At 63.0% G+C, this 13641-nt stretch carries 14 protein-coding genes; 7 read left to right on the top strand and 7 right to left on the bottom strand.

The window, feature by feature from the left end:
- Positions 1 to 3 precede the first annotated feature (3 nt).
- Complete coding sequence (gene cckA, locus FHT75_RS24100; protein ID WP_047610036.1) at positions 4 to 2607, bottom strand: cell cycle histidine kinase CckA; 2604 nt, start codon at positions 2605 to 2607, stop codon at positions 4 to 6.
- Between the two features lie 301 nt (positions 2608 to 2908).
- On the opposite strand from cckA, the gene FHT75_RS24095 reads away from it, so the two are divergent.
- Together FHT75_RS24095 and FHT75_RS24090 are read left to right on the top strand one after the other, a co-directional pair.
- On the top strand, positions 2909 to 3970 hold the full coding sequence (locus FHT75_RS24095; protein ID WP_097543653.1) for a flagellar biosynthetic protein FliO: 1062 nt from the start codon (positions 2909 to 2911) through the stop codon (positions 3968 to 3970).
- Positions 3971 to 4358: 388 nt separating this feature from the next.
- Positions 4359 to 4994, top strand: coding sequence for a DUF1062 domain-containing protein (locus tag FHT75_RS24090; protein ID WP_047611592.1), 636 nt, complete (start codon positions 4359 to 4361; stop codon positions 4992 to 4994).
- Positions 4995 to 5104: 110 nt separating this feature from the next.
- Here FHT75_RS24090 and dksA read toward each other — a convergent pair whose 3' ends face one another.
- Positions 5105 to 5524 carry an RNA polymerase-binding protein DksA gene (dksA, locus tag FHT75_RS24085; RefSeq protein ID WP_017964517.1) on the bottom strand — a complete coding sequence of 140 codons (420 nt, stop codon included), beginning with the start codon at positions 5522 to 5524 and terminating at the stop codon, positions 5105 to 5107.
- Between the two features lie 277 nt (positions 5525 to 5801).
- Between dksA and FHT75_RS24080 the strand changes: the two genes are divergently transcribed.
- The 4 genes from FHT75_RS24080 to FHT75_RS24065 all read left to right on the top strand — a co-directional run bounded on the left by FHT75_RS24080 (position 5802) and on the right by FHT75_RS24065 (position 9688).
- Positions 5802 to 6296 carry a SixA phosphatase family protein gene (locus FHT75_RS24080; protein WP_047610040.1) on the top strand — a complete coding sequence of 165 codons (495 nt, stop codon included), beginning with the start codon at positions 5802 to 5804 and terminating at the stop codon, positions 6294 to 6296.
- A gap of 78 nt (positions 6297 to 6374) precedes the next feature.
- Entirely contained in the window at positions 6375 to 7850 is a 1476-nt protein-coding gene (locus tag FHT75_RS24075) for a YcjX family protein (RefSeq protein ID WP_127430915.1), read from the top strand.
- On the top strand, positions 7847 to 8926 hold the full coding sequence (locus tag FHT75_RS24070; RefSeq protein ID WP_047613949.1) for a YcjF family protein: 1080 nt from the start codon (positions 7847 to 7849) through the stop codon (positions 8924 to 8926). Before FHT75_RS24075 ends, FHT75_RS24070 begins: the two co-directional genes overlap by 4 nt.
- Positions 8927 to 9136: 210 nt before the next feature.
- Complete coding sequence (locus tag FHT75_RS24065) at positions 9137 to 9688, top strand: hypothetical protein (RefSeq protein WP_027667695.1); 552 nt, start codon at positions 9137 to 9139, stop codon at positions 9686 to 9688.
- A gap of 69 nt (positions 9689 to 9757) precedes the next feature.
- Here FHT75_RS24065 and folK read toward each other — a convergent pair whose 3' ends face one another.
- The 3 genes from folK to folP are packed head-to-tail and all read right to left on the bottom strand — an operon-like array spanning position 9758 to position 11500.
- Positions 9758 to 10276 (bottom strand): 2-amino-4-hydroxy-6-hydroxymethyldihydropteridine diphosphokinase, encoded by a 519-nt coding sequence (gene folK / locus FHT75_RS24060; RefSeq protein WP_174824478.1) that lies wholly within the window; start codon positions 10274 to 10276, stop codon positions 9758 to 9760.
- Positions 10269 to 10634, bottom strand: a complete 366-nt coding sequence (folB, locus tag FHT75_RS24055) for a dihydroneopterin aldolase (protein WP_027667693.1) — start codon at positions 10632 to 10634, stop codon at positions 10269 to 10271. The genes folK and folB overlap by 8 nt, the downstream gene beginning before the upstream one ends.
- A complete protein-coding gene (gene folP / locus FHT75_RS24050) occupies positions 10631 to 11500 on the bottom strand; it encodes a dihydropteroate synthase (protein WP_097622380.1) in 870 nt (289 codons plus the stop codon). The genes folB and folP overlap by 4 nt, the downstream gene beginning before the upstream one ends.
- Before the next feature lie 101 nt (positions 11501 to 11601).
- Between folP and FHT75_RS24045 the strand changes: the two genes are divergently transcribed.
- Complete coding sequence (locus tag FHT75_RS24045; RefSeq protein WP_047610052.1) at positions 11602 to 12228, top strand: DUF922 domain-containing Zn-dependent protease; 627 nt, start codon at positions 11602 to 11604, stop codon at positions 12226 to 12228.
- Between the two features lie 327 nt (positions 12229 to 12555).
- On the opposite strand, the gene FHT75_RS24040 is transcribed toward FHT75_RS24045, so the two are convergent.
- Both FHT75_RS24040 and FHT75_RS24035 read right to left on the bottom strand, forming a co-directional pair.
- Positions 12556 to 12876, bottom strand: a complete 321-nt coding sequence (locus FHT75_RS24040) for a 2Fe-2S iron-sulfur cluster-binding protein (RefSeq protein ID WP_047610054.1) — start codon at positions 12874 to 12876, stop codon at positions 12556 to 12558.
- Positions 12877 to 13140: 264 nt separating this feature from the next.
- Positions 13141 to 13524 carry an Hpt domain-containing protein gene (locus FHT75_RS24035; protein ID WP_080759826.1) on the bottom strand — a complete coding sequence of 128 codons (384 nt, stop codon included), beginning with the start codon at positions 13522 to 13524 and terminating at the stop codon, positions 13141 to 13143.
- Positions 13525 to 13641: the final 117 nt, after the last annotated feature.

The following is a 13641-nucleotide window of genomic DNA, read 5'->3' as shown; positions in this document are numbered from 1 at the left end:
CACTCACCCGTCCAACGTTTCCTTCACCACAACAGCGAGCTGCTTGAGCGAGAAGGGCTTCGGCAGGAAGCCGAATTTCGCATCCGGCGGCAGGTTGCGGGCAAAGGCATCTTCGGCATAGCCGGAGACGAAGATGAATTTCATGTCGGGATAGGTCTTGCGCAGCTCACGCAGCAGCGTCGGCCCATCCATTTCGGGCATGACGACGTCGGAGACGACGATATCGACCTTGCCGTCGAGTTCTTCCATGATGCTGAGCGCCTCGACGCCCGAGCCCGCCTCGTGTACGGTGTAGCCGCGCGTTTCCAGCATGCGCTTGCCGCCGCGGCGCACCGCCTCCTCGTCCTCGACGAGCAGGATGACCGCCGATCCCGTCAGATCCTCCGGCTGCTGTGTCGCCGGCGCCTCGGGCCGCACGCCGATCTCGGCGATGGCGCTGTCGATGGAACCTGCTTCGGCGGCGACCGCCGGCTCAGGGATGTGGCGCGGCAGGAACACCCGGAAGGTCGTGCCCTTGCCGACTTCGGATTCCGGCTGGATATAACCGCCCGACTGCTTGACGATGCCGTAGACCATGGCGAGGCCAAGGCCGGTGCCTTTGCCGACATCCTTGGTGGTGAAGAAGGGCTCGAAGATCTTGTCCATGATCTCAGGCGCGATACCGGTGCCGTTATCGGCCACCTCGATCAGCACCATGTCCTCGGCCGGCATGTAGGAATAGTTGAAGGCGGAGACCTCGGCGGCGGTCAGGTTTTTGGTGCGCAGCGTCAGCGTGCCGCCCTCGGGCATCGCATCGCGTGCATTGACGCAGAGATTGATCAGCACCTGCTCGAACTGCGAAAGGTCTGTTTTGACAGGCCAGAGGTCGCGGCCATATTGCACGTCGAGCTTGACGTTGGTGCCGGAGAGCAGCCGGTCGACCAGCATGCGCAGGTCGCCGACGACATCGGTGAGGTTCAGTACCGAGGGCCGCATCGTCTGCTTGCGCGAGAAGGCGAGCAGCTGGCGCACCAGCACGGCGGCGCGGTTGGCGTTGCGCTTGATCTCCATCAGGTCGGCGAAGCTGGCATCGGCCGGCCGCGCCTGCAGCAGCAGATGGTCGGAGGACAGCAGGATCGCCGTCAGCACGTTGTTGAAATCATGCGCGATGCCGCCGGCGAGTGTGCCCACAGCATTCATCTTCTGCGTCTGCGCCATCTGCGCTTCCAGCGCCTTCTGCTCGGTCACCTCGACGGCATAGACGATCGCCGCCTCCTCGGGCGCCTCGTCGCTCTGGTCGATGACCGCGTTGACATAGAAGCGGAAATAGCGCGCCTCGTCGGTCGGCGTCCGGGTATCGATGGGCGCGATATCGCCCTGCCGATCCTTGGCCGCCGCCAGCGCCTCGGCAAGCTGCGGCCGGTCGCTCTCCTGCACGATGGTTTCGAGATGCGGCGCCTTTTCGAGATCGTCGCGCGAGACGACGCCGGAGAACAGTTTCAGGAACGGTGCGTTGGTCCGCAGAATGCGCCCGTCGCCGTCGACCGAGGCGATCGCCATCGGCGTGTTGTTGAAGAAACGGGTGAAGCGCATGGCGGCGGCAGAAGCCGACTGGCCGCCGGCCTCGCTCTTTTCACGCGCCAGCACAATCGTCCGGCTTTCGCCGGGTGCGCCATCGCGCATCGAGGTGACGCTGTGGATGATCTGCACCGGCAGGCTCTGGCCGTTGGTCTTGCGCAGGTCGAGGTCGAGCGTCACGGTCTTCTTCAGACCCGGTTCGGCCTGCACCGACTGGATCAGCGCCAGCCCCTCGCCCGCCACGACGTCGCCGATCGTCATCGAGCCCGGCACGAACTTGGTGAGGTCGAGGCTCAGCCACTCGGCAAGCGTCGCATTCAGATAGAAGATCTCGCCCTTCCTGCCGGCGGAAAAGAAGCCGGCCGGCGCATGGTCGAGATAATCGATCGCGTTCTGCAATTCCTTGAAGAAGCGCTCCTGGTCGTCGCGCTCGGTGGTGATGTCGGTGATCTGCCAGATCTGCAGCGGCCTGCCGCTATTCTCCTCCGGCTGCAGCAGCCGTGCCTTCAGCCGGTACCAATGCGCGCCGGAGCTGTTGCTGCCTGGCCCGACGGCGCGCAGCAGCCGAAATTCCTCCCGGCCTTCCTTGCCCTCGCGCAGCCCGTTGACCAGCCTGTAGAGCGCTTCATTGGATTCGCGGTGACGCGACAGCAGCGTTTCCAGCGTCTGCACCTCGGTCGCCTTGCGCGCGCCGGTCAGCGCGCCATAGGCGGCATTGGCATAGATGATCCGGCCCTTTTCGTCGGTGATCAGCGTCCCGTCGGGATGGCTGTTGAGGAAGGCGCGCGCCAGGCTGTCGGACTGGCGCTGCGGCATCACCTCGATGAAGCCGATGACCGAAGACACCAGGAAGAAGATGCCGACCATGGCGAGCACGCCGAGACCGCCGAGCACGATCTCGTTGTCGAGCGACTTTTTGAAGAAGACGAAGCCCCCGGCGGCAGCAATCAGCACGAGCGCCAGCAGCAGAATGCGCAAAACCGTGCCAGAACGCCCCCCACGATCCACAAGCGGTGCGTTATAATCGTCGGCCTGACGCGGTTTCGTCATGTATTCCTCACATAAGCCCCTCCCGCTTCGTAGCACGAACACAAAGCGGGAATCAGGCACTCTTTCCTTCTTAGCAATTTGCCGCGTCGGCAAAAACACCGGCAACCGGCAAGACTGCTTGAATTCACAGGCAACAGCGCCATCTGCCCCTGAAGCCCAAAGCGGCCGCCCCTGCGCAAGGTCGCTGGGCGCCAGGCAGCTGAACACGAAATCGCGTTCTCCCGTGACTGGACAGCATGGGCGGCCCTTGCCTAAGGAACGGAAAAGTCGTCAATATGTGCCGAAATGCGAAATGGAGTAAGTGACTATGTTGGATGATGTTGTCGGAGCTTATGGCAGTCGTTTCCTGCTTGCAGCCGGTGGCGTCGGTCTGGCGCTTCTCCTGCTCATCCTCGTGCTCTGGGTGATCCGCAGCCGGGCGCCCTCGCCTTTCGTGCGCGGCGGCCGCAACCGCCAGCCCCGCCTGCAGGTGCTGGATGCCGCTGCCGTCGATGCCCGCCGCCGGCTGGTGCTGGTGCGCCGCGACGACGTCGAGCACCTGATCATGATCGGCGGCCCGAGCGATATCGTCATCGAAAGCCGCATCCTGCCCGCCGCGGCAACCGAACAACCGGAAAGCGTCAACCGCCCGCAGCCCATCGAGCAGCGCCCGATACCCGTCGCGCGGCCGGAAACGCCGCCGGTCGCTCCGCCGCGCCCGCCGGTCGCTGCCCGTGTCGAGCCGGCCGCCGAGCCCTCTTTCTCCTCGCCGGTCCCGCCAGAGCCGCGCTCGCGCCCGGAATCATCGGCTCAAACATCGGCCCCGCCGGCCGTTGCGCCGCCGGTGGTCACGAGCCCGCTTCCGGCAGAGCCGGTGACAGCTCCACTGTCGGCCGAACGCGACAATCCTCTGCGCGCCGCTCCGCCCCAGTCGCGCCCGCCGGAGCGTCCCGCCGTTCCCCCAGCCGCGCAGCCCGCACAGTTCCATGATACCGCGAGTGCAGCCGAGATTCTCGATGCCGCCCGCCAGCGCGTGCTGCCGCAGCAGCGCATCGAACCGGAGGTCTCCGCCCCGCCTGTCCAGCACGTGCCGGCGGCAGCACGCGCCGCGCCTGTTACGGCCGAGGACGATGCGGCTGCGCAGTCGGCAGCGGCGATCCGTCATGATTTCCAGCGCGTGCTGGAAGAGGAGATGTCGAGCAATCTGACGGCCGAGCGCATCGTGCCGGCGCCGGCAAACCAGGAACCCCGCCAAGCCGCGCCGCAGCCGGGCAACCTGCCGCGCCGCGATCCCGAGCTAGCTCCCATCACCGGAGCCGATACGGAACTGCAGAAGGAAGTCGCCCGCATCTTCGGCGAGATGAGCGTCAATCGCGACAAATGAGGGCAGACACGCCGGCCTTCATCACCAAGTTGCATAAAAGCCGCAATGCTGCGGCTTTCAGTTCGCGTACGGCTCGGGGGCTCCCCTTGATGCCGATCATTTGTTATCTCTGAAGTCGAAGAGCTTTGGTGCATTCGAGGTAACACTTTGCCTAAGTAAATACCGGTCTCACTCCAGTTTCACCCGTACTGCCGCAAAGCGACACGCTGGCGGCATACGAACATGTTCATCGGGTGGTGGCGAGAGACCGGTTTGGCATTGTTACAATGTGCCATGTGCAGCTCCGCTGTCTCAGCTCTTCAGCCGCCCACAACATCGCCACACCGCGCCCGCAAGGGTTTTCTCATGCACCATCTTGGTGGACTTCCGAACGGAAGACCAAGACGGTATGTGCAATACGCTTCGGGTCCGATGGACCATTATTCCCAAGACAGCTCCCCAGCCCTGGTTGGCCTGCGGCGGATGCGGGGGCCTCAGAGCTTTCCAACCCAGCGGCAAGATCCGGCTCAACGCCAACGGTCGCAAGCTCGACGCCTGGCTTATCTACAAATGCCTGACCTGTGAAAGAACATGGAACCGGCCAATCCTCGAGCGCCGCAATGTTCGCGACATCGATCCTCAAGTCCTTGACGCGTTGCAATCCAACGATCCCGGCTGGATCCGGGCAGAAACCTTCAACCTCGATGCTCTCCGGCAGAAGTCACGGCGTGTGGACGAGTTTGCCGAATTTGACATCAAAAAAGAGATGCAGAGCGACACGGCGAATTGGACGAGATTGGCAATCGAACTGATGGTCCCGTTTCCAACGAGCACACGCCTCGACCGTCTGCTGGGCTCCGAACTGAAAGTGTCACGCTCGCGGCTGCAGGCTCTGCATGATCAAGGCATGGTTCGGACAGATCCTGACCGAGCAGGCGTCATGCGGCGGCGGATCAGGAATGGCACCCTTGTCGTGATTGACCTCGCCATGGAGGCCGACCGAGAGCAATCTTGGAAAGCTCTGGCAGCAGGAGATCCGCTATAATAGTGGAACTCCGTCGCGGAGGCTCGATCTCGGGCCTTCGTGACTATCGAAAAAGGCGCCGCGATCGGGATCGCGGCGCCTGTTCTGCTCTCATGCCTGCATGAAAACTCTTATTCGTCGCGATAGACTTTTTCGCGACGTTCGTGACGCTCCTGCGCCTCGATCGACAGTGTCGCGATCGGGCGGGCGTCGAGACGTTTCAGGCCGATCGGTTCGCCGGTTTCCTCGCAATAGCCGTAGGTACCGTCTTCGATGCGCTGCAGTGCCGCGTCGATCTTCGAAATCAGCTTTCTCTGTCTGTCACGGGCGCGAAGTTCGATCGCCCGGTCCGTTTCCGACGACGCCCGGTCGGCGAGGTCGGGATGGTTTGCGCTTTCCTCGGCCAGATGGTCGAGCGTCTCGCGCGCTTCTCTAAGGATATCGTTTCTCCATGCAACCAGCTTGGCCCTGAAGTAGGCACGCTGGTTTACGTTCATGAACTCTTCCTCTTCCGAGGGAACGTAATTGCTAAGATCGATCTTCTCACTCAACGCGATTCTCCTGAAGAACATCTCATCTGGCCGGGTGTATATCCCAAGCGCTAGTCGCGATTCAAGCCAAATACGACAGGTAAACAGATTTTTAAATCTGTTACAATTTTCGGCTAACGATCTATTTTGTCATGGTTATTCCGATTGCCGTTTTTTGCTTCGCCTTCAAAACGCCGTGTTATCGGCCACGTTTCGGGCAGTTGCGACATGGCTGGCGATTGACGGCGGCCAATCGCAACCGCTACTGAAAAGACCCCGCCCGATCCTGGATTTGCCCATGACCGTACCGCTGCCTCCGCCCAACCGCATCTATCTCCTGCGTCATGCCGAGGCCAGCTGGGCCGAACCCGGACAGCGCGATTTCGACCGGCCGCTGAGCGAAAAGGGCTTTGGCGATGCCGAGATCATCGCCGACAAGGCCGCCGACAAGGGTTATCGTCCCGATCTCCTGATCAGTTCGACAGCGCTGCGTTGCCGTGACACGTCAGGCGCCGTCCACCGGGCGATGGGCGTCGCGCTCGAGGTGCGTTATGTCGATGCGCTCTACAACGCCACGGTCGATACCTATCTCGAGATCGTCGATGCACAGGATGAGGCGGCCGTCATGCTGGTCGGCCACAATCCGACCATGGAGCAGGCGCTGGAGACGTTGATCGGCCATGACGCGATGGTAAGCGCCCTTCCCGGCGGCTTCCCAACCGCAGGCCTTGCCGTCGTCGATTTTGACGCTTCGGCCTCTGTCTGGCGCCTCACCGATTTCGTGGTCGTCTGAAGTCTTTCACGCCGCTCTTCTTTTGCGGGCGGCGCGCCCTCCCTATATTGCGGGGCAGTCACCAACCGGAATCGCGCCTTGCCGCCACGCCTGACATCCTTTGCCGATGACGCCCGCATCGCCTTCGACAATCTCGCCGACCGGGCGAGCGGCCTCGTCAATCCGACCGTGCGGCTCGGCGTCACCGGCCTCTCCCGCTCCGGTAAGACGGTCTTCATCTCCTCGCTGGTCCACAATCTCCTGCATGGCGGCCGCCTGCCGCTGTTCGAGCCGGTGCAATCCGGCCGGGTCTCGGCGGTGCGGCTGGAGCCGCAGCCCGACGATGCCGTGCCGCGCTTCCAGTACGAGGACCATATCCGTGCGCTGGTGAAGGACCGCATCTGGCCGGATTCGACCCGCGCCATATCGGAACTGCGCATCACGCTGGATTACCAGAGCGCCAGCGGCTGGAACCGGCTGTTTTCCCCCGGCCGCCTGTCGATCGATATCGTCGATTATCCCGGCGAATGGCTGCTCGACCTGCCGCTGCTCGGCAAGGATTACCGCACCTTCAGCGAGGAAACCATCGCGCTCGCCGAAACCGGCGTCCGCTCGGAGCTGTCGCGTGAGTGGCTGGCTCTGACGCGCGCCGCCGATATCCACGCCGGCGCCGACGAGATGATCGCCCGCGACCTCGCCACCGCCTTCGCCGATTATCTCAAGGCCTGCAAGGCCGATGAACGCTCGCTCTCCACCCTGCCGCCCGGCCGCCTGCTCTTGCCCGGCGATCTGGATGGGTCGCCAGCATTGACCTTCGCGCCGTTGGCGCTGCCGTCGGACGGACGTCCTGGGCGCGGCTCGCTGTGGACGATGATGGAGCGGCGCTACGAGGCCTACAAATCGGTCGTCGTCAAACCCTTCTTCCGTGAGCATTTCGCCCGCCTCGACCGCCAGATCGTGCTGGTCGATGCGCTGCAGGCGATGAACCGCGGCCCCGAAGCCGTACAGGATCTGGAACGCGCGCTGACCGATGTGCTCGCCTGTTTCCGCCCCGGCACCAATTCGCTGCTCTCCTCCCTGCTTGGACGCCGCATCGACCGCGTGCTGGTCGCCGCCACCAAGGCCGATCACCTCCACCATGAAAGCCATGACCGGCTTGATGCGCTGACCCGCCGCCTGGTGGATCGCGCCATCGACCGCATCGGCATGGCGGGGGCCGGCATCGACGTCATGGCGCTTGCCTCCGTCCGCGCCACTCGCGAGGCGACCGTCAAGCGCGATGGCCACGAGCTGCCTGTCATCGTCGGCACGCCGATGGACGGCGAAACCCTTGCCGGCGAACGCTTCGACGGCCAGAGAAAGACCGCGATCTTCCCCGGCGACCTGCCGGAGGATCCGGAAAGCCTGTTCGACCGCATTGCCTCGGGTGTAACAGGCCTGCAGCTGCACGATGTCAACGTCGTCAGGTTCCGCCCGCCGCAGCTTGAGGAAACCGGCGGCGGCATCAAGCTGTCGGTGCCGCATATCCGCCTCGACCGCGCCATGCAGTTCCTGTTCGGAGACCGTCTCGCATGAGCAAGCCCCCGTCCGATCCGCCGCGCCGCGCACCCGCCGCCTTCACCTATGAGGACGAGGTCACCCAGCCGCGAGACAACGGCAGGCAGGCAGAGCAACGGCGCAAGCCGGAAAGTTTCTCCGAACATATCATCGTGACGCCCGATGAGGACGATCCCTTCCTCAATCCCGACAAGGATCTGAGCGCAGTTCCGGTTGCCACGCCGCGGAAACGTCGAACCTCCTTCGGCAAGATTGCCGCCGGCGCCTTCGGCATCCTGCTGTCTCTCGCCATTGGCCTCTGGACCGACAGCCTGATCCGCGATCTCTTCACTCGCGCCGACTGGCTGGGTTATGCAGCCCTTGCCGTGCTCGCCGTCGGCATCCTCGCCGTGCTTGCCCTGGTCGTCCGCGAAACTGTGGGCATGATGCGTCTTGCTGCCGTCCAGGCGATCAAGGCCGAAGCAGACGCCGCGATTCTCGAAACCCGGCCGGCGAAGGCGCGCGCCGTCGTGGCGCGCCTCACCACCCTGCTTTCCGCCAATCCCGAGACATCGAAGGGCCGCGCAACGCTGAAAGCGACCGAGGGCGAGGTCATCGACCCCCCGCATCTGATTGCGCTCGCCGAACGCGAACTGCTTGCTCCCCTCGACCGCAAGGCCCGCGCGCTGATCGTCAATGCCTCCAAGCGCGTCTCGATCGTCACCGCCGTCAGCCCGCGTGCCGTGGTCGACCTGCTCTACGTGCTCTATGAGGCCGTGCGCCTCATTCGCGCCATGGCCGAACTTTACGGCGGCCGGCCCGGCACGCTGGGCATGTTCCGCCTGCTGCGCGACGTGCTGGCGCATCTGGCCGTCACCGGCTCGATCGCCGTCGGCGACAGCCTCGTCCAGCAGGTGCTCGGTCACGGGCTGGCCTCCAGGCTCTCGGCCCGACTGGGAGAGGGTGTGATCAACGGCCTGATGACCGCCCGCATCGGAATCGCGGCCATGGATCTCTGCCGTCCGCTTGCCTTCCGGGCCCTGAAGCGGCCGGGAATCGGTGATTTCATCGGCGATCTCACCCCGTCCATGTCGCCGCGCGGCAACAATCCTTGAGCGACACAGCGATTCCGCGTCTTTCGCCTCCCCTTGCGTAACGTTGAAGAAATTTCAGTGAATTCAGAGCTCTAGCGACAGTATTTTAAAATCTCCGGCGCCTGAAATTCCTGTCTTTCCGCGCATTTCGGCACAATTGAAAGGAAGGATTAACCATTCTTCGGCAAAACTTGCACCCAGTTCGTGAGTGGTGTTTGCCAAGGAAAATCCATGTATTCGCGCAAGTTTCTCATCGTATGCGGCCTGGCCGCCGCGGCATTGTCTCCCGTCGCAGATGTCGCTCCGGCAGCCACTGCTGCAACCCGTGACAAGGCCTTCTTCGATTCGGTCGCCGGCTCCTGGAAAGGCCCCGGCGAAATCGTCGCCGGCAAGTACAAGGGCACGAAATTCACCTGCAACCTGATCGGCGAACCCACAGGCGACAGCAGCGCCGGCATCAAGCTCGACGGCACCTGCCGCGTTGGCGTCTTCAAACAGCCGATGACTGCCGTCATCTCGCAGTCGGGCTCGACCTACAAGGGCAAGTTCCTGGACGGCGCCGCCGGCAAGGGCCTTGACGTCGTCTCCGGCGCCGTCTCCGAGGATACCGTCGTCGTCGGCATCAACCGCGCCAAGCTGAACGGTGCGATGATCGCCCGCGTGCGTGACGACAAGACGATGAACGTCACCGTTTCGGTCAAGGTCGAAAGCCAGATGATCCCGGTGATCGGCCTGACGCTGACCCGCCAGGTCGACGAGATGGCCGTCGGCTCGATCCAGTAGAGAAACCGCGCAGCGGATTTTCCTGAAGCGGCGGGGTTTCCCGCCGTTTTCCGTTTCAGCGTCTCTGCTTCAGGCGCTCCGCCACCAGTCGCGGCTCTCGTCCGCAATCTCGATGCCCGTCACCTCGGCATCATCAAGCCAGTCACTGACCGCCCTGCCCCTGACGAGAAGGCCCGGCGCGATATCGGCGAGCGGCATCAGCACGAAACCGCGATCGGTCATGCGCGGATGCGGCAGTTCCAGCCGCCGTGCGTCCTGGATGACGTCGCCATAGGTCAGCACGTCGATATCGAGCGTGCGCGGCCCCCAGCGCTCGATGCGCTCGCGTTTCATCTCCCGTTCGATCGACAGGCAGACATCGAGCAAAGCCTCGGGCTCCAGCCGGGTCTCAACTGCGGCGCAGGCATTGAAGAAGAAGGATTGATCCGTCTTGCCCCAGGGCGGCGTGCGATAGAGCCGCGAGACCGCCGTCACCTGGCAGTCGTCGCGTCCGTCCAGCCTTTGCAGCGCGCCCGCCATCGCCTTCACCGGATCGCCGATATTGCCGCCGAGACCGAGTGTGGCGGATTGCAATGCGGCCTCAGGCAAAATGCTCAACGCTCACCTGCACGAAATCGAGTACGCCCGGCACCGGCGCGTTCGGCTTGCGCACCGTGATTTTCGCCCGCCGGATTTGCGGGAATGTCTCGCAGAGCCCCTTGGCGATATCGAGCGCCAGCGCCTCGATGAGGTAGCGCCGCTTGCCGGTGACGATCTGCTCGATCACGGTGAAGGCAATGCCGTAATTGACGGTATCGTTGATCGAATCGCTTTCCAGCGCCTCGCCGGCGACGACATCGAGCTCGGCATCGACGAAGAAACGTTGGCCGAGGAATTCCTCCTCGTCATGCACGCCGTGGCGCGCAAAGAAGGCGCAGTTCTGCAGCGTGATCGTGTAGGTGGTCATGTCGGCCGCTTCCTCTCGAATTCCTGGCGTGCATTCAGCATAGCATCGGCGATATCAAGCGCATCCCTGTTGATTGCGACATTGTGCACGCGGAAAACCGCAGCCCCTTGAAGCCTGAGCAGCGCGCTCGATGCAGCCGTCGCCACATCCCTGTCTGCCGCCTCACGCCCCGTCACCGCACCGAGGAAGCGTTTGCGCGACGTGCCGGCGAGCAGCGGCAGGCCGAAGCGGGAAAGTTCGGAAAACCGCGCCATCAGCTCCAGGTTTTCCTCCGCCGTCTCCTTGGCGAAGCCGAAGCCCGGATCGAGCACGATCCGGTCGCCGTTGACGCCGGATGCAGCGGCGATCGCAAGCGAGCGTTCGAGGAAATGCACCTGATCGGCAATCACGTCGGTCAGTTTTACCCTGTCGCGGCCGGTATGCATGATGCACAGCCCGGCTCCGGTCACTGCGGCAATATTGGCGATATCGGGCTCCTTCTGCAGCCCGAAGACGTCATTGACGATATGGGCGCCGGCGCTGATGGCAAGCCGCGCCGTCTCGGCGCGATAGGTGTCGATGGAGATCAGCGCCTGGGTGCGCCCGCGCAATGCCTCGATGACGGGCAATACGCGCGCCTGCTCCTCGGAAGGACTGACGGCTGCTGCGTTCGGCCGGGTCGATTCGCCGCCGATGTCGACAATGCCGGCACCCTCGCTCACCGCCCGCAGCGCCTGTTCGACCGCGGCATCGACGGTTTCAAAACGTCCGCCGTCGGAAAAGGAGTCCGGCGTCACGTTGATGATCGCCATGATCGTCGAACGACGGCCAAGTTCGATCTCCCGGCCATGGCCGACACGCCATATGCTGCCTTCGAGCCCTGTCACCAGACTTATCCCATTGATGACGAAAAAAGCGCCATCCGATATTGCGCTTGTGGTGGCTATGCCCCAAGCTCCGGTCGATTTCAACACGGGTTGCGTTCAGAATGCCGCTTGCAGTGCGTTATATGGTCTTCCCTATCGCCTTTTCCATTGCTCTTTCCCTCTGCAGCCCCGTGGCAGCCGAAGTGATCGCATCGAAAAGCTATTCCTATTTCGACATTCGCGGCAAAACCGCGGATGAGCTCGACCGCGAACTCAGCCGGCGCGGCCCGACGGCGAGCGGCTCCTCGGCGCGCCATCCCGGCGCCACGAAGATCCGCTTCGGCGGCGAGGCAACCTATATCCAGGATAACGGGCGCTGCCGCGTCGGCAACGTCAAGGTCACGGTCCACACCCAGATCATCCTGCCGCGCTGGAGCAGCCGCAAGGGTGCCAGCAAGGAGCTGTCGATGATCTGGGACGCCCTGTCGAGCGATATCAAACGCCATGAGGAGCGCCATGCCGAGATCGCCCGCGATCAGGCCCGCGCCATGGAGCGCGCCATTCGCGCGCTGCCGCAGCAGCGCAGCTGCGAAGCTATGCAGGAACTCGTCTCCGACGAATCAGCACGCGGTATAGAGGAGCACGATCGGCAGCAGGCGCGATTCGACAGGGTCGAAGCGGTCAACTTCCAGAAGCGCATGCTGAGATTGCTGAATAATCGAATCAACGGTCGAACCGGCGCAAAATAGGGCTTTTTCAATCAGCTTGCGAGCAGGAAACCTTAGCTGCACAACGAAACTTGTGCGAAACTTGCGCTCTCCCCAGCGATTGAATGGTCATTTTTCATCCTGGCAGACTCAACCGGAACGCGTTAATATGAACACATTCGAAAGTCCAGGTACGACATCAAGTACGGCACCTGCACTTTCATCGCTGGGTTCTCCTGGCGCGTTCCGAAGCCTCGGATGTTCCTCCCTCATCCGAAGGTAATGCGCCCGCCTCGCCTCGCTCGCTCCAGCGCGCGAGGCGTCTTTTTTGATATCGGATGTTTCGGCGACGTTTGAAGCGGATGTGCTTCAGGCCTGGCGTTCCGGCACGTGCACCACGAGCCCGTCATAGATGGCCTTCATTCGGATCTGACAGGACAGCCGCGAAGTCGGGCGCACGTCGAAGGCGAAGTCGAGCATATCCTCTTCCATCGCTTCCGGCTGACCGACCTTCTCCGTCCACTCCTCATCGACATAGACATGACAGGTCGCGCAGGCGCAGGCGCCGCCGCATTCGGCCTCGATGCCGGGCACCGAATTGCGCACGGCGTTCTCCATCACGGTGGAGCCTTGGTCGACGTCGAGGTCGAAGCGCGTGCCGTCGAAGGCGACGATGGTAAGTTTTGGCATCGGGACTATTTCCGGTCTTCAGGTGGGTGGGCGGATTTTTCTTCCGACAATTCGACGCGACAGTCAACATTGGGGAAATCCGCCATAGCCTCGCAGATCGTGCCTTCGCCCGCCGTCTTCAAAGCGTCATTCGGGACGTCGCAAAAAGACCCGCGGTTCCGCAATGGAACAACGGGTCTTCGTTCGGAGGGGATTCAATGCATGTCGCCCAAAACTGTGCGGCGGTTTTGGGACAATGATATGCATCAACCAACGACTTGGAGATCAGCCGCGGCAGAGCTTCAGGATGAAATTCTCCGCATCGATGACGGCGGCCCCGAGCGCTGCGGTCGCGCCGGCATCGCCGCCGGTTTCCTCGACGGCTTCGGCCGTCTGCGACACCCGGAATGCGCCGACCGAGCTTGCCGCGCCCTTCAGCCGGTGCGCGGCTGCGCCGATACGGATGGTTTCGCCGCTCGCAATATCCTGGAGGCATGCGCGGGCCTGGCGCGCAAACATTTGAAGGACTTCGATTTCCAGCGCCTTGTCGCCCATCGTCTGCTTTGCGAGATGGACCAGGTCGATCGGCCGGACCTTCGAGGGACAGGGTCCCTTTGCATTATCCGGCGCCTCGAATACGATGTTCAATGCCGCCATCTGGGCTGCCATTGCCAATTCTCCCGTCCCTGTCGTCCGCAGTTGCAACAGTTCTGCGTCAGGAGGGTGGCCATCCCGTTAAATTCCGGCACATTCAGGGCGGAAATCTCGCCATATGGTTAACGTCCG

Source organism: Rhizobium sp. BK112 (assembly GCF_014193215.1).
In the GTDB taxonomy this organism is placed as follows: domain Bacteria; phylum Pseudomonadota; class Alphaproteobacteria; order Rhizobiales; family Rhizobiaceae; genus Rhizobium; species Rhizobium anhuiense.
The sequence above is the reverse complement of the archived record's forward strand: the minus strand, read 5'-3'. Positions and strand labels throughout refer to the sequence as shown.

Excerpts from the sequence above, each read along its gene's own strand:
- cckA (WP_047610036.1), bottom strand. The coding sequence starts at position 2,607 with ATGACGAAACCGCGTCAGGCCGACGATTATAACGCACCGCTTGTGGAT.
- FHT75_RS24090 (WP_047611592.1), top strand. The coding sequence starts at position 4,359 with ATGTGCAATACGCTTCGGGTCCGATGGACCATTATTCCCAAGACAGCT.
- FHT75_RS24080 (WP_047610040.1), top strand. The coding sequence starts at position 5,802 with ATGACCGTACCGCTGCCTCCGCCCAACCGCATCTATCTCCTGCGTCAT.
- FHT75_RS24070 (WP_047613949.1), top strand. The coding sequence starts at position 7,847 with ATGAGCAAGCCCCCGTCCGATCCGCCGCGCCGCGCACCCGCCGCCTTC.
- FHT75_RS24065 (WP_027667695.1), top strand. The coding sequence starts at position 9,137 with ATGTATTCGCGCAAGTTTCTCATCGTATGCGGCCTGGCCGCCGCGGCA.
- folB (WP_027667693.1), bottom strand. The coding sequence starts at position 10,634 with ATGACCACCTACACGATCACGCTGCAGAACTGCGCCTTCTTTGCGCGC.
- FHT75_RS24045 (WP_047610052.1), top strand. The coding sequence starts at position 11,602 with ATGCCGCTTGCAGTGCGTTATATGGTCTTCCCTATCGCCTTTTCCATT.
- FHT75_RS24040 (WP_047610054.1), bottom strand. The coding sequence starts at position 12,876 with ATGCCAAAACTTACCATCGTCGCCTTCGACGGCACGCGCTTCGACCTC.
- FHT75_RS24035 (WP_080759826.1), bottom strand. The coding sequence starts at position 13,524 with ATGGCAGCCCAGATGGCGGCATTGAACATCGTATTCGAGGCGCCGGAT.